Below are 20,967 nucleotides of genomic sequence, written 5' to 3'. Positions count from 1 at the left end.
AGTGGAGGACGCGGTGGGTGGGAGATAATGGACTATGGATCGTTCCCACGTAGAACATAACGAGCGCATTCTCAGTCAATTCACTTTACAGGCCGTGCCTTTTGCCCAGGCGCCTTCGCATTCCACGGAGGATTCTCTGCGGCTTCTTCTGGAAACCGCACAGGTACAGGGATCCGATGAAGTTCTGGATATCGCCTGCGGACCGGGGATCGTCAGCTGCGCCTTCGCGGGTGTGGCGAAGTGGGTGGTTGGCATGGATCTCGTGCCGGCCATGATCGAGCAGGCGCGGGTGCTGCAAGACGAGAAGGGACTCGCCAACGTCGAATGGCGGCTGGGGGATGCTACGCAGCTGCCCTTCCCCGATAACAGCTTTGATCTGGTGGTGACGCGGTACTCCTTCCACCACCTGATGGACCCTCGCGCCGTGCTGCGCGAGATGCTTCGCGTGTGCCGGCCGGGCGGACGGGTGGTCGTGAATGATGTCACCCCGGAGCCGGAAAAGGGCGCCGCTTACGATGCGATGGAGACGTTGCGGGATCCCTCGCACGCCCGGGCGGTGCCGCTGCCGGAGCTTCTCGAGCTGGGCCGGCAGCTGGGTCTCGCCGAAATAGGGCTGGCGTTCCACCGAGTGGACACCTCGGTGGAGGCGCTGCTGGGTGCATCGTTCCCGAATCCAGGAGATGCGGAGAAGCTGCGTACGCTGATCCAAGGTGACGTCGGGGTCGACAGGCTGTCGATTCAGGCGTATGAGCGGGATGGCGAGCTGCGGTTCGGGTTCCCCTGCTCGATGGTGGCCTGGAGGAAGCCGGAATAGCTATTGGTCCCGCTGCCGATTTGTGGCAGGATCTCAGGATGAAAAAGACTCCGGCCGAGAAGGAACTGGACGGATTCCTGGCGCGGTTTGAACCTGAGGTCGAAGCACTGGGCCGGGCGGCCGTGAGCTGGATGAGGCAGCGGCTGCCCGGCGCGGTGGAGATGGTTTACGACAACTACAACGCGCTGGTGGTCGGGTTTGGGCCGACGGAGCGGGTCTCGGACGCGCTGTTTTCCGTGGCGCTGTATCCGCGCTGGGTGAACATCTTCTTCCTGTCGGGGGCTGCGCTGCCGGATCCAGGGAAGCGGCTGAAGGGCTCGGGCAGCACGGTGCGGAGCCTGACGTTCAAGAAGCAGGAAGAACTCGCGGACCCGACTTTGGAGCACTTCGTGGCGCTGGCGGTGTCGATGGACCGGGACGCGCAGCCGATGGAGAAGGCGCGGAAGGAACGGCTCCTGGTGATCAAATCGATATCCCCCAAACAGAGGCCGCGGCGGCCGTTGTAGGAGGCTACTTTTTGGCCTGGGTACCCTGGGGCAGCTTGGCGAGGCGCTTCTTCACTTCGGGCGCTTCCTTGGTGTCTGGGGCGACCTGGAGGTACTTTTCGTAAGCCGATTTCGCGGCGGCGGATTCGCCCATCTTTTCGCGGGCCTCGCCCAGTAAAAGATAGGCTTCGGCGGCCTGGCCGTTCCACAGGAGCGCCTCTTCAAAACGAAGTGTGGCGGCTTTCCACTTACCGCGCTTCATGTAAAACTTGCCCGTCTTGATCTCCGTTTCCGCCTGCAGCGGATTGAAGACGTACTCCTTCTTGGGTTTGGCGCTGGCGTCCTCCTCCTCCGGTTCGGCGAAGGGAGGCTGCGCTTTCTCCTTGGGCGGCTCAGCCTGCTGGGCGCAGGCGAGCGCGGCGGAGAACAGAAGCAGCGGGAGTATGCGTGCCACAATTAAATTATAGGCCCCATAGATGAGCTCCCGCGTTGATGAGCTGCGAGAGAAAGCTTCGCAACTGCCGCTGCAGCCCGGCGTGTACCTGTACAAAGACACCGCCGGGACGGTGCTGTATGTGGGTAAAGCGAAGAACCTGCGAAACCGTGTTCGCAGTTATTTCAACGAAGACCGGCTGGCGGAGGCGAAGACCGGCAGCCTGATCAGGGAAGCGCACGATCTCGACTACATCCTGCTCGATAACGAGAAGGAGGCGCTGGCGCTCGAGAACAACCTGATCAAGCAGTACAAGCCGCGCTTCAATGTACTGCTGCGGGATGACAAGACCTATCCGTACATCAAGCTGACGAACGAGAAGTGGCCGCGGGTGTATGTGACACGGCGGCTGCGGAAGGACGGCACGTACTTCGGTCCGTACTTTCCGGGCAACCTGGCGCACCGGCTGGTGAACTTCATTCACCGGCATTTCAAGATCCCGTCGTGCACGGTGGACTTCTCGCGGAACCACACGCACCCGTGCCTGGAGTTTCACATTCACCGCTGCCTGGGTCCGTGTGTGCAGGGGCTGACGACGGAGCAGATCTACGCCGAGCATGTGCGGGACGTGCGGATGTTCCTGGAAGGGCGCACGCACGACCTGGCGTCGGAGATGCGGAAGCGCATGGAGCAGGCGTCGGAGGCGATGGAGTTCGAGCGGGCGGCGGCGCTGCGGGACCTGATCCACACGGTGGAAGAGGTGGAGCAGAAGCAGAAGATGGCCGCGGCGTCGGGGGACGATATCGACATCTTCTCGTCGTATGCCGAGCCGCCGCAGGTGGCGGTGAACCTGTTCCATCTGCGCAACGGGCGGATCGTCGACCGGCGCGAGTTCTTCTGGGAGGACCTGAGCGAGTACGAGCCGCAGGAGTTCTTCACGACGCTGCTGATGCAGGTGTACAGCGCGGGGCAACCGGTGCCGGCGGTGATCCATGTGCCTCTGGAGCTGGACGATCGCGAGGTACTGGAAGAGCTGCTGAGCGAGAAGCGGGGCAAGAAGACGGAGATCCATACTCCGCAGCGCGGGCAGAAGCGGGCGCTGCTGGCGCTGGTGGGGTCGAATGCGCGGCACAGCTTTGAGCAGCGGTTCCGGGTGCTGCGGCCGACATCGGCGGCGATCAGCGAGGCGCTGGAAGAGGCGCTGAATCTGCCGGATGCTCCGAAGCGGATCGAGTGTTTCGACATCTCGCATATCCAGGGCACTGACAAGGTCGCGAGCATGGTGGTGTGGGAAGAGGGCCGGATGAAGAAGTCGGACTACCGCAAGTTCATCATCCGGACGGTGGTGGGCAATGACGACTTCGCGTCGATGTATGAGGTGGTGACGCGGCGGTATGGGCGGCTGCAGGCGGAAGACAAGCCGATGCCGGGGCTGGTGCTGATCGACGGCGGGCTGGGGCAGTTGCACTCGGCGGCGGCGGCGCTGGAGGCGTTGGGGATCCTGAATCAGCCGCTGGCGTCGCTAGCGAAGCGGGAAGAGACGCTGTATGTCTATGGGCAGGAAGACGAGCCCATCCTGCTGGAGCGGAATTCGCCGGTACTGCACCTGGTGCAGATGATCCGGGATGAGGCGCACCGGTTTGCGGTGACGTTCCACCGGAGCCGGCGGGATGCGCGGACGTTGACGAGTGAGCTAGCGGAGATTCCGGGAGTGGGGCCCAAGACGATTGAGAAGCTGCTGAAGACGTTTGGGAGTTTGACGGGCGTGAAGGCGGCGAGCGAGGAAGAGCTGGCGGCGGCGATCGGGAAGGTGGCGGCGGCGAAGTTGAGGGCGGCGTTGGCGGGGTTGGCTACGGGAGTGGAGGGGTAGCCGGGGGAAGCGAAGATCCGGATCTGGAACCCTCGGTGTTCTCACGCCGAGTCAGACGCGGAGTGGTAGCGGCGGTGGGGATCCTGTGGTCCACTGCCAATCTCCACCACCAGCCCACGTTCCACTAACGAAGCAAGCCTCGTTCGCGTGGCACGCGGGGACATCCCAATTTCCTTGGCGATGCGCGCGGTAGAGCGCCCCTGCCCACCACTGGCGGCCAGAGCGCTGAGGATGGCCTGATCGCGGCTATCGGTGGGTGGCTCGTGTATCCGTTTGGAGGAAAGCGTAACCCGAAAGTGCGTGCCGATTTCTTCGAAGTGAGGAGCGGCGAGCCCACGGTCCTGGCAGGCGGCGGTCATGCGCTGGATGCCACTGCCCCAATGCTCAATCAAGCCAAGCTCCTGGAATACCCGGCCCAGGACACGATTGCGGAGTTTGGATACCCCTTTCCGGATGTCTTCGATGGTCAGCCCAAACGGGAGGAGTCCGGGGTTCTCCACCTCCAACCGATCGTCGAAGAGGGCGACTCGAATGGGCGCACCCTGCTGGGCGTAGTCAGCATGAACGATCGCATTCATGATGGCCTCGCGGACGGCAACGACGGGATATGTCCATTGGTCGACTCGCTTGACCGGGCCAATGACCGCTTCGCGAGTCATGTGTTTTTGGAGAAATCCAATTGCTTCTTCGGCTGCGGCGGGCAGGTACGACCGTACTTCTTTTGAATCGACCAACCGGCGCCGGTCGCGGCCCGCAAACCGGCCGACCTGAATCCAGGCATCGGGAAAGTAGTTCAGCCGATCAGAGCCGAACAGCAGGATGCCGCCCACCGTCGGCACCGTTTTTCCCTGGTAGGCAGCGGTTAGTTTCAGTGTTTGTAGACCATGCGCTGTCAGCTTGCGAGCTGGCTTGAAGAACTCGGAAGCAGCTCGGAAGTCGATGCCTTCCGAGTTCAACTGAGGCATCGGCTGCTCGTCAAAGGAAGAGATCCGGTTGTAGCGCCGCATCTCCTCGATCAGGAAGGAGTCGGCGCGGCGGTTGGTGGAGCCTACGCGAACGAAGAGGCCCTGCTCCGGACCCAGCCGAGTCAGGTAGTGCGGCCGATTGGAACTGGGATAGACCTCGACCGCCAAGACCTGAGTTTTTCGCCAGGGCAGCACCTCGATGGACGGAACGAGCTTGGGCGTGATGCTGTCCGCAATCAGATTGGCGAGCCGCTCCTCTTCCGCCAGGACATTACGAATCCCCGCGACCTTTCTGGTACCGTCCTCCACCCCCAGTACGATGATGCCGCCGGAGGTATTGGCAAACGCTACGATCGCTTTGAGAATTCGGTCGGGGGGGAGGAGAGATCGCGCTTGAACTCGGGGGGCTTGCCTTCCTGCCGGGTAAGCAGGGTGACGAGGTCCACTACTCTGCATATTACTCGGAAGTGGAGTAGGATGCAAAACTTCCGAGTAGGGTGTGCGGCTCTGGGGTAGGGGCCCGGGGGCGATGCGGGTTGCCGGCGGGTGCTCCGTTGAGGGGATGCGAGTAGCCCGTCACTTACGTTCCCTGACTGGGTGAGAGGCGATGATTCACTCGTTTTCGACTTGCGGAGGGCCTTGAGTGCCTTCGTGGAAGGCGTTCCGGCAAGGGGTCGCACTGCTGAGTTGATTGCGGAGTTTCGGCTGGCTATCCGCTTACTGACGTGCGCGACTCAATTTGCAGCCGGTTCGCGGCACCGGGCGGCCTTGGACCAGTCCCTCACTTTCGTAGTTCGTGGCGTTGGGCTGTGCGGGTACTTCGAGATTCCGCGATGGCTCAGGAGAGCGTGTACACGCGGTTCACCGCCGCATCGAAGACCATGGCTCCGTCTTCTGTCCTCGTCTTCACTTCCTGCTTTCCCTGCCTCAGCTTCAAGCCAGACTCGCAACGGACTCGTAGAGTTCGCGGCACCCGCGACCGGAGTTGCGCGGTCTTTAGCTTTCCGCCTTTCCACTCCATGTCCACATCGACCGAGCCTCTCGCCCTTAGCCCCGTGACCTTCCCTTCCGCCCAGGCGGCCGGGAGGGCCGGTAACAGGTGGATCTCGCCGGAGTGGCTCTGCAGCAGCATTTCGGCGATGCCCGCCGTGCCTCCGAAGTTGCCGTCGATTTGGAACGGGGGGTGGGTGTCGAACAGGTTCGGGAGAGTGCAGGTGGTGATCAGCATCGTCCAGAGTTTGTAGGCGCGCTCGGGGTCCTGGAGGCGGGCCCAGAAGTTCATCTTCCAGGCGGTCGACCAGCCGGTGGATTTGTCGCCTCGCACTTCCAGGGTCTTGCGGGCCGCGGCGGCGAATTCCGGCGTCTTCCTCACGCTGATCTGCTCGCTGGGGTGCAGCGCGAAGAGATGGGAGACGTGGCGGTGCTGGGGCTCGGGCTCGTCGTAGTCCTCCACCCACTCCATGAGGCGGCCGGTGCGCTGGCTGATCTTGAGCGGGGGCAGGCGGACGAGGGCCGCTTCGCAGCGAGCACGGAAGTCGGCGTCCGTGTTCAGGATTTTGGACGCGGCGATCACGTTGCCCAGCAGGTCGCGAATGATGGAATTGTCCATGGTCGCCGCGTAGGTGAACATCGAGACCGTGCCGTCGGGCTTGCGGAAGCGGTTCTCGGGCGAGTGCGAGGGGGCGGTGACGAGCATGCCCGCCACGGGCGTGCCGGCCGGGGCTTCGACCAGGAAGTCGAGGATGAACTCGGCGGCGCCCTTCATCAGCGGGTAGGCGCGTTTGGCGAGGAAGTCGCGGTCCTCGGTGAAGCGGTAGTGTTCCCAGGGGTGCTGGGCGAGCCAGGCGGCGCCCATCGGCCAGATGCCCTGCGTGCCGTCAGCCGGCTGGGTGAAGCCGAAGATGTCGGAGAGGTGGTGGACGACCCAGCCCTTGGCTCCGTACTGGAGCCTGGCGGTGCGCGTGCCGGGCTGGACGAGCGAATCCATGTAGTCGAACAGGGGCAGGTGGCACTCGGAGAGGTTGGTGACCTCGGCGGGCCAGTAGTTCATCTGGAGGTTGATGTTGGTGTGGTAGTCGCTGTTCCAGGGGGCCTTCAGGTGCTCGTTCCAGACGCCCTGGAGGTTGGCGGGCAGGGTGCCGGGGCGGGAGCTGCCGAGCAGCAGGTAGCGGCCGTACTGGAAGTAGAGGGCGGCCAGGGATTCGTCGCGTTCGCCGGCTTTGACCTTGTTCAGGCGCTCGTCGGTGGGGAGGGTCGACAGGGCCGGGTTGGCGGGCAGTTGGAGGGAGACGCGGCGGAAGTAGACCTGGTGGTCGCCTAGGTGGCGGGCCTTGAGCTCCGGCCAGGCCTTGGGGGCCTTGGCGAGGGTTTTGGCGGGGATCACTTCGCAGGGCTGGTCGTGGTAGCTGGTAGCGGCGGCCAGGCGGAGCACGACTTCGGTGGCTCCTTCGACGACCAGGACGTTGCCCTCGGACTGAAGGGTGCCGCCTGTGACGGTGGCGTCGAGGTGGGCTTCGAAGCGGAGACCGTCCTCGCCGAGCTGGCCGCGGAGGAAGAGGCGGCGGGCGTTGGCGGGGTCGGCTGTGGTTTGGGATTGGGCGGGGCGGTCGAGGCGGATGCGGGCCTGGAGGGGTTTTTCGGAAGCGAGGCGGACGACGAGGACCTGGTCGGGGGCGGAGACGAAGACTTCGCGGGTGACGCGGGCGCCGTTGAGGAGGAAGGTGGTGGCGGCGATGGCCTGGTCGAGGTCGAGGGAGCGGCGGTATTCGGTGGCCTGGGTGGCTGCGGGGAGTTCGATCCAGAGGTCGCCGAGGGTCTGGTAGCTCTGGATGGTTTTGGGAACGCCCATCATCGTGTTGCCTGCGAGTTCGGTGGCCTCCTGCTCCTTGCCCTCGAAGAGGAGGCGGCGGACGTCGGGCAGGTTGCGGCGGGCGATGGGGTTGTTGCCGTCGTGGGGGTGGCCGGCCCAGACGGTCTCCTCGTTGAGCTGGATGCGTTCCTTTTCGACGCCTCCGAAGACCATGGCGCCGAGGCGGCCATTGCCGACGGGGAGGGCTTCGACCCAGGTGGAGGCGGGCTGGCGGTACCAGAGGGTGAGCGGGGCGTCCGGGGCGGGGGCGGCGCCTCGGAGGGTGGCCGTAGTGGTGAGGGTGGCGAGCGTGCTGGTGAAGAAAGCCCGGCGGGAAAGGTCTTGCGGTGGCATGGGACGATCCAAGTTTACTGGAGACGGGGTGGGGGCGGGCTCCGGGCTTGCGGGCTGGTGGGGGTCGCGTCTGGATTGGGTCGTTGCGGATTGGTCGCGGGCTATCCGCTCTCTTACGATCGCGGCTCCGTTTGGGCAGCTCCGTTCCCTCCTAGCAAGAAAACGCCCCGGGCCGTTGGGCTCGGGGCGTTTCTGAACAGGCTTGGATGATCGGGTTAGAACATCAGCTTGGCGCCGATTTGGATGTAGCGCGGCGTGCCGACGTCGTTGATCTGGCCGAAGGAAGAGCTGCCCAACTGCGTGTTGAAGCCACCGAGGTTCATGTGGTTCATGGCGTTGAACGCTTCGGCGCGGAACTGGAGGTTGATCTTCTCGGCGACGCGGACGTTCTTTAGAGCGAACGCGCTGAGGTCGATGGAGCCGGGTCCGCGGATGACCCACTTGCCGGAGTTGCCGTAGGTCCAGGAGGCGGGCCGGGCAAAGGCGGAAGTGTTGAAGTACTTGAACAGCGACCGCTGATTGGGGTCGATGTACCAGTCGCCCACGACGTTGGGACGATTGGCGACGTTGCCGGCCACGCTGGTGAGGGTGGGCGCGAACAGGCGGCCGCTGGTGAGGGTCCAGACGCCGGAGACGCTCCAGCCGCCCAGGATGCGGCCCAGGAAGCCCTGCTGGCTCTTGAACCAGGGAGTTTCGTAGGTGTGGCTGATGACGGCGTAGTGGCGGCGGCTCTCTTCGAGTTCCGACTTCTCCGCGCGGACGTTCAGGGGATCCTGAGGACCACCGGCGACGCCCTCATTGCCATAGCCGATGATCTTGCCGACCGTGTAGGAGACGGCGTAGGTCAAGGCTCCGGTGCGGCGACGGACCGACATCTGCATCGAGTTGTAGCTGGACGTGGCCGAGGGTTCGACCATGTTCAGGCTGTTGAGGCCGCGGTAGGGCATGTACTGGCGGAGGTCGACGCCGACGTGGGCAGCCTGCTGGTCGGGCGTGAGGAAGTTGAGCGGCCGCTGATAGGAGAGGTGGCGGCCGGCGTTGCCGACGTAGCTGATATCCAACTGCGTTTTGTAAGGCAGGATGGTCTGGATGCCGAAGCTGTAGTTATACATGGTCGGCATCTTGTAGTCGGTGGGCAGAGCGCCCGCGTCGATGGGGAAGCGGGTGGTGTTGGCGACACCGCTGCCCGGGTTGTCGGCATTGCCGTTGGTGACGGTGGGGTTCAGCGTCAGCGGTGCGCGAGCGCCGAGGTACCAGCCGGAGTAGGCGATGCCGGTGACACCCTGGAAGATGCCGGCGCCGGTGCGGACGGCAAGCTTGCCGTTGCCGAAGACGTCCCAGGCCACGCTGAAGCGGGGCTGGAAGTTGGTCTTGCGGAGGGGGTTGAACTGGTTGGGCACGCCGCGGAAGAGGGCGGTGATGGAAGAGTCGCCGTACTGCGGAATGCGGCCCTTGGCGGCGTCGGGGAAGCCGGAGCCGGGCAGGACCAGGCCGTTGTAGGGGTCGCCAGTGCCGTTGACGATGGCGCCGTTGGCGGCCACTTGCGGGGCCTTGCTGGGATCGTAGAACTGGGGCATGAACGCCACCAGGTTGTTCAGCTTGGCGCCCCAGGGGGAGATCAGGGCGTAGCGCAGGCCGGCCTCCACGGAAAGGCGGCGATTTACGCGCCAGCTGTCCTGGACGTAGAACTCGCGGTCGAAGGCCTTATAGACGGTCTGCACGGCCGGGCCGGTCTCGCTGTATGAGTTGTAGTAACCCAGCAGGGCGTTGGCCCAGGCGTTCTTGGAGTCGTTGGGGTTGGACGAGGAACTGCCGAAAGAGAACGTCCCATTGTCGTTGGGGTTGTTCACTTCGTTCATGTTCATATTCTCGAAGTAGAAGCCGGCCTTGATGGTGTGGGCGCCCATGATCTTGCTGAAGTTCTCGCGCACGATGAAGGTGGGCGTGTGGGCGTAGTTGGCCTGGCCGGAACCGAGCCCCTGATAGCCGGCGATGCTGACATTCGGGATGCGGTCGGGATTGTTGATGGACAGCAGGGAGGGGATGGTGAGCCCGTAGGTGGCTCGCTTGCCGCCGTTCCCGATGATGTCGAAGCCTTCGCGATAGGCCGAGTAGCCGGCGCTGAACTCGTTGATGGTCGTGGAGTTGATGGCGGTGTTGAGGCTGGCCACCCAGTTGTCGCCGTAGCGCTTGCGGTGCACCTGGAACAACGGGATGTTGTTGCCGGTGTTGTCGAAGTAGGAAGTGAAGTCCTGCGACCCGGGCAGGGTGCGGACGTTCAACTGCCAGTTGGGCTTGATGTTGTAGTCAACGCGATAGACCATGTCCGTGCTATCGGTGGGCTGGCTGTTGCTGGCGTAGTAGTTACCGCCGGGGCCCGTGTAGTTGGGGTCGGGGTAGATCTTCTGCAGCGCCTTGCCGAGGCCGCTGATGCGGGAGACGGGGATGACGTTATTGGGGAATGCCGCGCCGCTGAGCGGATCGATGGGCTTGATGGTGCTGTTGCTGAAGTCGCCGTTGCGCTCCAGGGTGGTGGGCAGGATGGAGGTCTTCTGGTTGAAGCCGGCGGTGTAGCGGCCTTCGAGGCCGGCGAAGAAGAAGAGCTTGTTCTTCTCCTTGTTCCACTTGCCGGGGATGTAGATGGGACCGCCCAGGGTGTAGCCGTAGTTGTGGTAGCGGATGCGGCCCTTGGAGGCGCAGCCCACGACATAGGGGCAGGCGGCGAAACCGTCGGAGAACCAGAACTCGTAGAGCGAGAGGTGGTAGTCCTGCATGCCGCGGCGGGTGATGAAGTTGATCTGGGCGCCGGTGGAGCGGCCGTACTCAGCCGCGTAGTGGGTGGTTTCCACCTTCACTTCTTCCACGAAGTCGACACCGAGGATGTTGTTCTGCTGGACGCCGTCGCGGTTGCGGCCGTTGTTGATGCCGTCGACCGCGATGAAGTTGGTGTCCTTGCGCTGACCGTTCACCTGGAGGCCGCCCATGGAGTAGCTGCCGCCGCGGAAGTCGGTCATGAAGTTGCCGTAGCGCGAGATCACACCCGGCATGATGCCGAGCATATAGAAAGGATTGCGGCCCGGTAGAGCGAAGTTCTGCAACTGCTGCATGGTGAGCGTGCGCGAGACTTCGCCGTTGGAGGTTTCCACCATGGGGACGTCGCTGGTGACTTCCACCCGTTCGGAAACCTGGCCCACTTCCATCGGGAGCTTGAGGTTGAGCGCTAGATCCGAGTCCAGCCTGATGTTCGTACGGGTCAACACCTTGAACCCACTTGCTTCGACCCTGACTTCGTAGTCGCCGGCCTGCAACGTGGGGACGGTAAAGTATCCGTTTTCATTACTAACTGTGTCGCGCGTCACGCCGATGCCTGGCGACGACACAGTCACCTTCGCGTTGGGGATGAGGGCTCCCGTGCTATCCAGAACCTCGCCCGAGATCGAGCCACGGTTCTGGGCAAAGAGAGACATGCCCAACACGCAAAACAAAGCAAGAAGTCTATGGTGCATTTGAACTCCCAGACGCATTCGAGATGGAGTGTAGCATCAAAGTGAACCAGTTTCCAGTTTTTTGAAACGCTGTGATTTTTTTCATCTGGAATTCATGTGGCGATCCGGTTTTTGTTTTGGTACAACTCAAGCATGCGCCCTAGTGCTTTCTTGTTTCTCCTTGTTTTTCCTATATTTGGCCAGCCCGCGTGGCGCGATGAAGGACTGCTGGAGCTGTCGCGGAGCCCCCAGGCGAAGCTGCATCCGGTGCCGGTGCGGGCGGTCCAACTGACGGGCGGATTCTGGACAGAAAGGCAGAGGATCACGATTGAGAGATCGATTCCCACGCTGCTGACGCTGCTGGAAGAGCACGGGGTGGTGGACAACTTCCGGAGGCTGGGATCGGCGACGGACTACACGCCCAGGAGGGGTCCTCTGTATACGGATTCGGACCTCTATAAGTGGATCGAGGGCGCGGCGTGGTCGCTGACGAGCCGGCCGGATCCGAAGCTGGAAGCGACCATTGACCGGCTGGTGGATGTGATCCTGGCGGCGCAGCAGCCGGATGGCTACCTCAACACCTACTGGGTGGAGGAGCGGGCCGGGCAGCGCTGGCAGCAGCAGACATCGGGCCACGAGCTGTACTGCCTGGGTCACATGATCCAGGGGGCGATCGCGTATTACCGGGCTACCGGAAAGCGGAAGTTGCTCGACGGATCGATACGATTTGTGGAGTATTTGCTGCGGGATACGGGGCCGGGCAAGCAGCCGCTGTTGACGGGCCATCCGGAGCTGGAACTGGCCTTGGCCGAGTTGTACCGGACGACGGGCGACCAGCGTTATCTGAAGCTTGCAGGCTATCTGTTGAGCGGTGTGGAGCGGGAACGGTTGAAGCTGCGGCCGTCGCAACTGGAGTACATGTTCAGCGGGAGTCCGTTCACGGAACGGACCCAGTTCGAGGGGCACGCGGTGCGCGCGTTGTATGCCGCTACGGGGGCGGCGGACTACTACCTGGAGACCGGCGATCCGGCGTACTGGAAGACCTTGCAGACCCTGTGGGCGGACCTGGTGAACAGCAAGATGTTCGTGACGGGGGGCGTAGGTTCCCGGTCTTCCGGAGAGTCGTTTGGGGACGCGTATGAACTGCCGAACCGGCAGGCTTACACGGAGTCGTGCGCGGCCATTGCGGGGTTCCTGTTCAACCAGCGGATGCTGGCGGCTACCGGAGATGCGAAGTATACGGATGTGATGGAGCGGGCGCTGTATAACGGGATCAATTCCGGCATGTCGCTGGATGGCACGTTGTACTGTTACCGGAACCCGTTGTCGAGCGGCGGGGAGAAGATCCGCAACTCCTGGTACGACACGTGTTGCTGTCCGCCGAACCTGCAGCGGACGTTCGCGGCGCTGGGTGGATATTTCTACTCCACTTCAAAAAACGGACTGTGGGTTCATTTTTTTGACAACAGTAAACTAGTCTGGAGGCTGGAATCCGGTACGGGCGTGCAGGCGGAGGTGAAGACCGGCCAGCCCTGGACGGGGCAGGTGGAGATCGTGGTGAGCCCGGCGAAGGCGGAGACGTTCACGCTGTATGTCCGGATCCCCAGCTGGTCAGAGAAGACGACCGTGTCGATCAATGGCCAGCCGGCGGAGGTGAAGGGGACTCCGAACAGTTACCTGCCGCTGCGGCGCGAATGGAAGGCGGGAGACCGGGTGCGGGTGGCGCTGGATATGGAACCGCGGCTGCTGAGGGCGAATCCGAGGGTGCCGGAGGACTACGGCAAGGTGGCGGTGCAGCGGGGTCCGCTGGTGTACTGCCTGGAGCAGGAGGATCAGGCGGGGACCCAGGTGTTCGACGCGGCGATGTCGCTGCCCGCGGCGCTGGTGCCGGAGGAGAAGCCCGAGCTGCTGGGCGGGATCACGGTGCTGCACCACAAGGGCCTGACGTTTGGGTCGCCTCTGGAGTCGGCTCCGCTTTACTCGACGAAGGAGTTGAGGCCGGGTACTCCGGCGGAGCTGACGTTCGTGCCGTACTACGTATTCCACAATCGAGGTCCAGCGCGGATGGAAGTATGGGTTCCGGCGGTGGCAGCGCCGACGGCTTCGAAGGACCAGCCCGCGCGCTAGCCCGCCGACCACCGGCGGTTGGATTCCGCGCTGCTTCAGTGGATCGCCGGCGTTAGGGGTTTGAAGGCTTGAGGATCTGCTCGACCTGGACGGCTGTAAGCTCGACGGCCGGGGCGAACGCGGGGCTGCTCATGTAGTCGAGCAATGCGCGGTAAAGCTGGCGGGCGACGGGCCGGTGCTCCGGATCAGACTCGAGGTCGAGCGAAACGGCGAGGAGCTTTCCCTTCCCTACAGTGGCCTCGACCACCGCGCCGAGACGGTGGTTGCGGTGGTAGTCGTCGATGACCTGGACCACGGGCCGCAGCGCCATGGGCTGGTTGTCCAGCAGGAACGCCTTGGAGTCGTGAGTCAGCTCCCACCACTGCCAGTTGGAACGGCCCTCGTTGGGGAAGCCTTTCAGCGCCGGATGCGCCGGGTCGCAAAGAATGCCCATGGTGCCGGGCTGTTTGGGGAACCAACTGAGGGACCAGAAGACGGGCTGGAAGGCCATGGGCAGGCCGGCTGACCTGGCAAGCAGCAGGACGCGGCCGCCGCGGGCGAGTTCAGCGCGAGCTGCCTCGTCAAAGGAGGAAGTGACGAGGATTCCCGGAGGTTTCGCGGTGTCGAGCTGTTTGGGATAGACCCAGATGTCCCAGTCGTTCTGATAGCCGGAAATGGAGACGGTGAGCTTGAGCCGGGTGGCGCGGTGGAGAGCGGACAGCGGCGCACGGATTTCCATCAGAGGCGTGAGTTCACCGACGGCGGCTTTGACGGCCGGAAGCGTACCATTGCCGACGGATTGTCCGGCTTCATCGGTGAGAGTCCAACGGGCTACGCCGGCCAGCGGGCGCTTGCCGTAGTTCGCAACTTCCGTTTTCGCGGTGAACACCTCGTCATTGGTCCACACGAATTTGGAGAAACGGGCGAGCGGGACGACGGGTCCGGCGAAGCTGTTCATCTGCTGCGGGGTGAGCAGGCCCTTGGAGTCCCAGAAGGAGTCGAGCAGGCCAATCAGCGCCTCGCCCTGGCCGGGGAAGTCCTGAAGCTGCAGCAACTGGTAGCCGCCGATGGAGGGCGTGCGCAGGACGGCCTCGATGTCCTCCTTGTAGAGCTGCCAGGCGAAGCGGCCGGAGGCCTGCTGGAACGCTTCGGCCTGGTCGAGCATGCCCTGGGCTTCCAGCCGGGCGCGGAAGGCCTCCAGATTGCGCGGCTTCAGGACGCCGGTGTACTTGGCGATTTCGCGGTAGTCGGGGTAGGTCACCCATTGGCCGAGTTCATGGGCGACGACCGGTACGCTGATGCCTTCCAGCCGGTTTGCATAGTCGAGATCGGTGCCGGTGGGGGTCTTGTCCCAACGGTCGCTGTGAATGCGGAGGTAGCCGCCTTTCGTGCTCTGGGCGATGTAGAACTCGGAGGTTTCGCCGGGGACCTTGCGCACATAGTCGGCGGAGAAGGTGAACAGGCGGCGCGAATCGGCCTGGATGAACTCGCCGACCAGGTTGTCCATGAACTTGAAGTCGCCGCGCAGTTCGTTGCCCAGGCCCATGGCGATGAACGACGGGTGGTTGCCGTAGGTGCGAAGGATGCGGAAGCCCTCCTGGCGCATGAAGCCGTCGAGTTTCTCGTCCAGGCCGGCCTTGCCGCTCCAGACCGGGAGTTCGACATAGAGGAGGAAGCCGGCACGATCGGCGGCGGCGAAGGCGGCCTCGGGCGGGCACCAGGAGTGGAAGCGGAACGAATTCAGGCCGTGCTCGCGGGCGATGCGGTAGAGACGGTCCCAGGCGGCTTCGCTGGTGGGCGGATAGCCGGTGAGGGGAAAGATGCTGCACTCCAGGGTGGCGCGAAGCAGCAGGGGCCTGCCATTGAGGCAGAACTGTCCGGCGGCGGTGGTGAAGTCGCGTATCCCGAAGTTGAGCTGGTAGCGCTGCGAGAGGGTCCCCGCTGTGAGGGTGATCTCCTGGGATTGCAGGTTGCCTTCATACTCATCCCACTTCTTCGCGGCCGGGTCGGGCGGGAGGGTGAGGACGACTTTGCGCTCGGCCTCGAGAGCGGTGACTTTCAGGAAGGAGTTGCCGGCTCGGAGTTCGGCGTCGACCGGGCGGCCGGTGTTGTTGCGCAGGGTGACTTCGACGCGGCCCTGGGAGTAGACCTGGGCATCTTCGATCCAGACCGGCGGAGTCGCGCGCAGTTCGATGCGGCCGATGATGCCGTTCCAGTTGGTTTGCGTGTGTTCGCCGACGCTGTGGGCGTCGCGGCCGACGTCGATCTGATAAGTGTTGTCGACCTCGATGCGGAGCTTATGGAGCCCCGGGGTGAGAGCCTGCGAGACATCGTAGATGTGCGGCGTGGAGAGGCTGTTGCGGGTGCCGAGGTTCTGGCCATCGACTTCGAGCATGGTCTGCCAGTGCGCGCGTTCGAGAAAGAGGGTGATGTGCTGGCCGCGCCATGGCTCGGGGATCAGGATGGTGCGTTCGAAATGGACGGCGCCTTCGAAAGTGGCGGGGCGGGACAGCCAGCCCTTCTCGGGTCCGTCGGTCTTCTTCCCGTAGCCGGCCTGGTCGGTGCTGCCGGGCAGGAAGATTTTGCCGCCTTCGAAGGTCCATTCGCCCGAGAGATCGAGGCGGGCGGCCTGACCTTGGAGGAGGCCCGCAGCCAGGAGGAGAAGAGGGATTGCACGCCGCATTCACGGACCACTATATCCGAAACTCCGCCGGCCGCCACGATCTTGACTATTCGATACCCAGGCGTTTCTGCATCGCTTCCAGCGAATGGCCCTTGGTCTCGGGGTACCACAGCAGCACCACGAAGAACTGGACAGCCATCATGACAGCGAAGAAGACGAAGGGCGCGGCGCCGGAGGTCGCAGCGATCACCGGGAAGATGCCCGAAATAACGGCATTCGCGGCCCAGTGAGTAAAGCTGCCCAGCGACTGGCCTTTGGCACGGACACGATTGGGGAAGACCTCGCTGAGGTAGACCCAAATGACCGCGCCCTGCGAGAAGGCGAAGAAAGCGATGAAGCCGACCAGAAGCCAGACGAGCAGATGCTGGTTGGCGTGCGAGGCGAAGATCCACGAGACGCCGGCGAGGCAGATAGCGGTGCCGACGGACCCGACCAGCAACATGGTTTTGCGGCCGATCTTGTCGATGACCGTCATCGCCAGCATGGTGGCGAGCAGGTTGGTCGCGCCGATGGCGACGGCCTGCAGGTCGCCGGAGACCTTGGAGAAGCCGGCCTGGGCGAAGATGTCGTTCAGGTAGTAGAGGATGGCGTTGATGCCGCTCAACTGGTTGAACATGCCGATGGTGACGGCAAGGAAGATGGGGAAGCGGTATTTCCAGGAGAACAGCGGCTCGTTGGCACGGCCGTGGTCGGCGTCGATGGAGGTGACGATGTCGCTGAGTTCCTGCTTGTAGTCCGGCTCGCCGCTGAGACGAAGCACTTCGCTGGCCTCGGGCGCACGGCGCATTTTGACGAGCCAGCGGGGGCTCTCGGGAATGGTGAAGAGCATCACCAGGAAGAAGGCGGCGGGGATCGCGGCGACACCCAGCTTCCAGCGCCATTCGGAGTCTCCGAAGCCGGCGAGGCCCACCAGGAAGTTGGAGAGGTAAGCGAGCAGGATGCCGAAGACGATATTGAACTGGAACATGCCGACCAGGCGGCCGCGCCAACGGGCGGGCGCGATTTCGGCGATATACATGGGCCCGAGGACCGAGGATCCGCCGATGGCCAGGCCTCCCAGGAAGCGGGCGGTGACGAAGGAGTACCAATCCCAGGCAAAGGCGCAGCCAAGCGCGGAGACGAGGTAGAAGACGGCCAGCACGCGCAGGCTGGCGCGGCGGCCGTATTTGTCACCGGGGATGCCCGCGAAGATGGAGCCGAGGATGGTGCCGTAGAGAGCGGAGGCGACGGTAAAGCCGAGCAGGCTGGGGGTGAGGGCGTAAACGGCCGTCAGGGCATGGGTAGCCCCGGCGATGACGGCGGTATCGAATCCGAAGAGCAGCCCACCCAGGGCGGCCACGATGGTGGCCTTCAACAGATAGGAGTTGAGCTTCATAAAAGGCGGCCTGCGCGCTGGGGACAGGCCAGACGCGCGCAAGGTGCGAATGTATCACAAACCAGGGTTCGGAGACCGATCCGGCTGGCGGCGGATCCCCAGCGCCTTCATGCGCGAGCTGAGGGTGGCCGGATGCAGTTCCAGCAGTTCAGCCGCGCCGCCCGGACCGGAAACCCGGAAATTGGTGCGCCTCAGGGCGGCGGTGAGGTTCGCCTTCTCCATTTCGCGCCAACGCGGCTCCGGCACGACGTCGGCCAGTTCGAGAGGGATCCTCGCCGGCTCGGCCGCGGGTCCATCGGGCAGATCCAGTTCGAGCCGGCCATCGCGGGCCAGGATGACCGCGCGATCGACGGCGTTCTGGAGTTCGCGGATGTTGCCCGGCCAGTCGTAGCGCATGGCCCGCTGCAGCTCCCTGTGACTGAGGCGTGGTTCGGCCACGTGGAAGCGTGCGGCGGCGTGGCGGACAAACTGGGCGGCCAGTTCCGGGATGTCTTCCCGGCGATCCCGCAGTGGCGGCATCTCGAGCGGGAAGACGGCCAGGCGGTAGTAAAGATCCAGCCGGAAGCGGCCCTTCGCCACCTCCTCTTTGAGGTCGCGATTGGTGGCGGCCACCACGCGGACATCCACTTTTCGTGTGACGTTCTCGCCGACCCGTTCGAACTCGCCTTCCTGGAGGACCCGCAGCAGCTTGGCCTGCAGGTCCATGGGGATCTCTCCGGCCTCGTCGAGGAAGAGCGTGCCGCCGTCGGCCAACTGGAAGCGGCCCAGGCGATCGCTGACGGCGCTGGTGAATGCGCCGCGCACGTGTCCGAAGAACTCGCTTTCGAAGAGCTCGTGCGGGATGGAGCCGCAGTTCACTTTGACCAGGGGTTTGCGGGCGCGGGCGCTGCGCTGGTGGATGGCCCGGGCGACGAGTTCCTTGCCCGTGCCGCTTTCGCCCAGGATGAGCACTGTCGCCTCGGTCGCCGCCACCATTTCCACCTGGCGCAGGACCCGTTGGAGCGCCGCGCTGTTGCCCAGGATTTCGCCGAACGAACCCACTTCGCGGACCTCTTCGCGGAGGTAGTCGCGCTCCAACTGGAGTTCCTTCTGGAGTTTCTCCGCCGCTTCAAAGGCGCGGGCATTGGCCACGGCGACGGCCGCGGCATCGGCCAGAACACGCAGCCACTCCCAGCAGGCGTCATCCGCAATGACGCGCCGGAACACGGCCAGAACGCCCAGGACTTCGCCGTGAAAGACCATGGGGTGAGCGGCAAAGCTGACGAGTTGCTCGCGGCGGATCCAATCGGGCTCGCCCACCCACTGCGAGTCGGCCGCCAGATCGTCGATGCGCACGCCGCGGCCTGTTCCGGCGATCTGGGCGATCTTCAGTTTTGAGTCCAGCGGCACGGTGTGGAAGCGGCCGGTCGTGTAATGCCAATCGACGCCAGCCTCCAGCGGAGTGCCGCCGCTGGCTCGCAGGTGCAGGGCGACCTCTGGTGTTCCGTCGCAGGCAGGACAGGAGAAGCCATTCTCCTTTAACCAGATGCGGGCCAGGCCCACTTCGGGCTGCTGGACGATGGCCTGGATGATGGAGTCGAGGACGGCATCCAGGGAGCGCTGCTCGGCGATGGCCAGGATGATCGACGGCAGCATGGTGATGTCCATGGGCAATGGATGCTGAAACTTCACAACCGACCCATGAATTTTCATGATTCTTGAATTTTCATGATCCAGGCAATCTGCAAGGCCCTTTATATTCAATAACATCCAGATTGGCTACCGGGTTGCTTTGAAGAGGGCATGTCACGAATCAGCGCAGTAGACCCCACCACGGCCGGTAAGGCCAAAGAGCTTCTCGACGGCGTCAAAGCCCAGTTGGGGCGAGTTCCCAACATGATGAAGGTGATGGCGCAGTCGCCCGCCGTCCTGAGCGGCGCACTGAGCCTTTCCGGCGCTCTTGCAGGAGGCACCCTGAAACCGGAGCTGCGCGAGCAGATCGCCATCGCGGTTTCCCAGGCGAACGGCTGTGAGTACTGCCTGTCTGCCCACACCACCATGGGCAAGCTGCGCGGCCTGCCGCCCGAGGAGTTGGCGGCCGCACGCAAGGGTCAGTCCGTCGATCCCAAAGCCCAAGCCGCCCTCGACTTCGCACTGGCCATTGTGGCGGAGAGGGGGAGGGTAACCGATGGCGCCTTTACGGACATCCGTGAAGCGGGGTATGGGGATGAGGAGATCGCCGAGATCGTCGCCAATGTGGCGCTGATGATCTTCACCAACTACTTCAACAACGTGGCCCAGACCAAACTCGATTGGCCGCTGGTCTCCCTGGAGCAATAGCCATGGAATTCACACTGGAAACGGCACTGAATCGCGTCCAGTTTGCCGAGGACGCCTGGAACTCGCGCGATCCGGAGCGGGTGGCGCGGGGTTACTCGGAAGATTCGGAGTGGCGCAATCGGACCACCTTCGTGAAGGGCCGCGCGGAGATCGTCGAGTTCCTCCGCCAGAAGTGGACGCGGGAACTCGACTACAAGCTCAAGAAGACGCTATGGGGCTTCCGCGGGAATCGCATCGCGGTGAGCTTCGAGTATGAATGGCACGACGCGGCCGGGCAGTGGTACCGGTCGTATGGCGTGGAGTTGTGGGAGTTCAACGACGACGGGCTGATGCGCCGCCGGCTGGCGAGTATCAACGACGCCGCCATCGACGAGACGGAGCGCCGGATCCTCTAGACCACGCGGTTGAAGAGCGTCCCGATGCCGGAGATCTCCACTTCCACTGTGTCGCCCGGGCTCATCCGTTGGGTGGAGCCCGGCGTGCCGGTATAGATCAAATCGCCGGGCAGCAGCGTGACATAGCGGCTGATGAAACTGACGATGGTGGGGCAGTCGAACAGCAGGTCGGACGTATTGGAGTGCTGCACCACTTTACCGTTCAGCTTGGTGGAGAGATCCAGGTTGGCGTAGTCGAGTCCGCGCACGATGCCGGGCCCCAAGGGCCCGAAGGTATCGGCGCCTTTGGCGCGCCACCACTGCAGGTCTTTTTGCGCGCCGTTCTGCCAGTCGCGCTCGCTGACGTCGTTGCCGCAGGTGACACCGAAGATGGCGTCCTTGGCATCGGCCGCTGATGCGTTGCGGATGTGTTTGCCGATGACGATGACGAGTTCGCCTTCGTAGTGGGTGTTCTTCGAGTCTTTGGGAATGACGATGTCCGCGCCCGGATGCTGCAGGCAGGTGATGGGCTTGTAGAAGATCTCCGGATTCACGGGCGGCGTTCGGGTGCCGATGTGCGACTTGTAGTTCAACCCGACGGCCAGCACCTTGGACGGCTGCACGGGATAGAGCAGCTTCTGGGTGCTGAACTTCACCGTCTCCTTGGTTGTCTTGAACGAGCCGAACAGGTCTCCGGTGATGCGCCGGATGAGGTCGCCTTCGACGATGCCGTGGGTGGGTTCGGACCCTCGCAGGTAACGCACAAACTGCGTGACGCCGGTGGGTGCCGGTGCGGCCGAAGCCAGGACGGGCGCCGCGGCCAGGAGCGTACGACGGGTGATGCGTGCCATGGGCC

Annotated in this window: 14 protein-coding genes; 6 read left to right on the top strand and 8 right to left on the bottom strand. The window is 63.7% G+C overall.

The window, feature by feature from the left end; translation table 11 throughout:
- The first annotated feature begins 34 nt into the window (after positions 1 to 34).
- Entirely contained in the window at positions 35 to 814 is a 780-nt protein-coding gene (locus IRI77_RS29415) for a class I SAM-dependent methyltransferase (protein ID WP_194448535.1), read from the top strand.
- Positions 815 to 852: 38 nt separating this feature from the next.
- Complete coding sequence (locus tag IRI77_RS29410) at positions 853 to 1,320, top strand: DUF1801 domain-containing protein (RefSeq protein ID WP_194448534.1); 468 nt, start codon at positions 853 to 855, stop codon at positions 1,318 to 1,320.
- Positions 1,321 to 1,324: 4 nt separating this feature from the next.
- Here IRI77_RS29410 and IRI77_RS29405 read toward each other — a convergent pair whose 3' ends face one another.
- Complete coding sequence (locus IRI77_RS29405; RefSeq protein WP_194448533.1) at positions 1,325 to 1,753, bottom strand: outer membrane protein assembly factor BamD; 429 nt, start codon at positions 1,751 to 1,753, stop codon at positions 1,325 to 1,327.
- A gap of 22 nt (positions 1,754 to 1,775) precedes the next feature.
- Here IRI77_RS29405 and uvrC point away from each other — a divergent pair, with 22 nt between their 5' ends.
- Positions 1,776 to 3,602 (top strand): excinuclease ABC subunit UvrC, encoded by a 1,827-nt coding sequence (uvrC, locus tag IRI77_RS29400; protein ID WP_194448532.1) that lies wholly within the window; start codon positions 1,776 to 1,778, stop codon positions 3,600 to 3,602.
- Positions 3,603 to 3,643: 41 nt separating this feature from the next.
- Here uvrC and IRI77_RS29395 read toward each other — a convergent pair whose 3' ends face one another.
- The 3 genes from IRI77_RS29395 to IRI77_RS29385 all read right to left on the bottom strand — a co-directional run bounded on the left by IRI77_RS29395 (position 3,644) and on the right by IRI77_RS29385 (position 11,275).
- Positions 3,644 to 4,876, bottom strand: a complete 1,233-nt coding sequence (locus IRI77_RS29395; RefSeq protein WP_407674008.1) for an ATP-binding protein — start codon at positions 4,874 to 4,876, stop codon at positions 3,644 to 3,646.
- Positions 4,877 to 5,405: 529 nt separating this feature from the next.
- The gene (locus IRI77_RS29390) at positions 5,406 to 7,769 is read right to left on the bottom strand and encodes a glycoside hydrolase family 95 protein (RefSeq protein WP_194448531.1); all 2,364 of its coding nucleotides are present in this window, start codon (positions 7,767 to 7,769) and stop codon (positions 5,406 to 5,408) included.
- 215 nt (positions 7,770 to 7,984) lie between these two features.
- Positions 7,985 to 11,275: a TonB-dependent receptor gene (locus IRI77_RS29385; RefSeq protein WP_194448530.1), complete on the bottom strand. Its 3,291-nt coding sequence runs from the start codon at positions 11,273 to 11,275 to the stop codon at positions 7,985 to 7,987.
- Positions 11,276 to 11,425: 150 nt separating this feature from the next.
- Here IRI77_RS29385 and IRI77_RS29380 point away from each other — a divergent pair, with 150 nt between their 5' ends.
- Complete coding sequence (locus IRI77_RS29380) at positions 11,426 to 13,381, top strand: glycoside hydrolase family 127 protein (protein WP_194448529.1); 1,956 nt, start codon at positions 11,426 to 11,428, stop codon at positions 13,379 to 13,381.
- A 52-nt stretch (positions 13,382 to 13,433) separates the two neighbouring features.
- Here the strand turns inward: IRI77_RS29380 and IRI77_RS29375 are convergent, their stop codons facing one another.
- From IRI77_RS29375 to IRI77_RS29365, 3 genes are read right to left on the bottom strand one after another with little or no spacing between them, the layout of a single operon-like run.
- Entirely contained in the window at positions 13,434 to 16,043 is a 2,610-nt protein-coding gene (locus tag IRI77_RS29375) for a glycoside hydrolase family 2 protein (protein ID WP_194448528.1), read from the bottom strand.
- A gap of 46 nt (positions 16,044 to 16,089) precedes the next feature.
- A complete protein-coding gene (locus tag IRI77_RS29370; RefSeq protein WP_194448527.1) occupies positions 16,090 to 17,418 on the bottom strand; it encodes a sugar porter family MFS transporter in 1,329 nt (442 codons plus the stop codon).
- A gap of 54 nt (positions 17,419 to 17,472) precedes the next feature.
- Complete coding sequence (locus IRI77_RS29365; protein ID WP_228486379.1) at positions 17,473 to 19,110, bottom strand: sigma-54-dependent Fis family transcriptional regulator; 1,638 nt, start codon at positions 19,108 to 19,110, stop codon at positions 17,473 to 17,475.
- 90 nt (positions 19,111 to 19,200) lie between these two features.
- On the opposite strand from IRI77_RS29365, the gene IRI77_RS29360 reads away from it, so the two are divergent.
- Positions 19,201 to 19,737 carry a carboxymuconolactone decarboxylase family protein gene (locus IRI77_RS29360; protein ID WP_194448526.1) on the top strand — a complete coding sequence of 179 codons (537 nt, stop codon included), beginning with the start codon at positions 19,201 to 19,203 and terminating at the stop codon, positions 19,735 to 19,737.
- A 2-nt stretch (positions 19,738 to 19,739) separates the two neighbouring features.
- Positions 19,740 to 20,132: a nuclear transport factor 2 family protein gene (locus tag IRI77_RS29355; protein ID WP_194448525.1), complete on the top strand. Its 393-nt coding sequence runs from the start codon at positions 19,740 to 19,742 to the stop codon at positions 20,130 to 20,132.
- Here IRI77_RS29355 and IRI77_RS29350 read toward each other — a convergent pair.
- Positions 20,129 to 20,962 (bottom strand): fumarylacetoacetate hydrolase family protein, encoded by an 834-nt coding sequence (locus IRI77_RS29350; protein ID WP_194448524.1) that lies wholly within the window; start codon positions 20,960 to 20,962, stop codon positions 20,129 to 20,131. The genes IRI77_RS29355 and IRI77_RS29350 overlap by 4 nt on opposite strands.
- Positions 20,963 to 20,967: the final 5 nt, after the last annotated feature.

This window comes from Paludibaculum fermentans, assembly GCF_015277775.1.
Lineage (GTDB): Bacteria > Acidobacteriota > Terriglobia > Bryobacterales > Bryobacteraceae > Paludibaculum > Paludibaculum fermentans.
The sequence above is the reverse complement of the archived record's forward strand: the minus strand, read 5'-3'. Positions and strand labels throughout refer to the sequence as shown.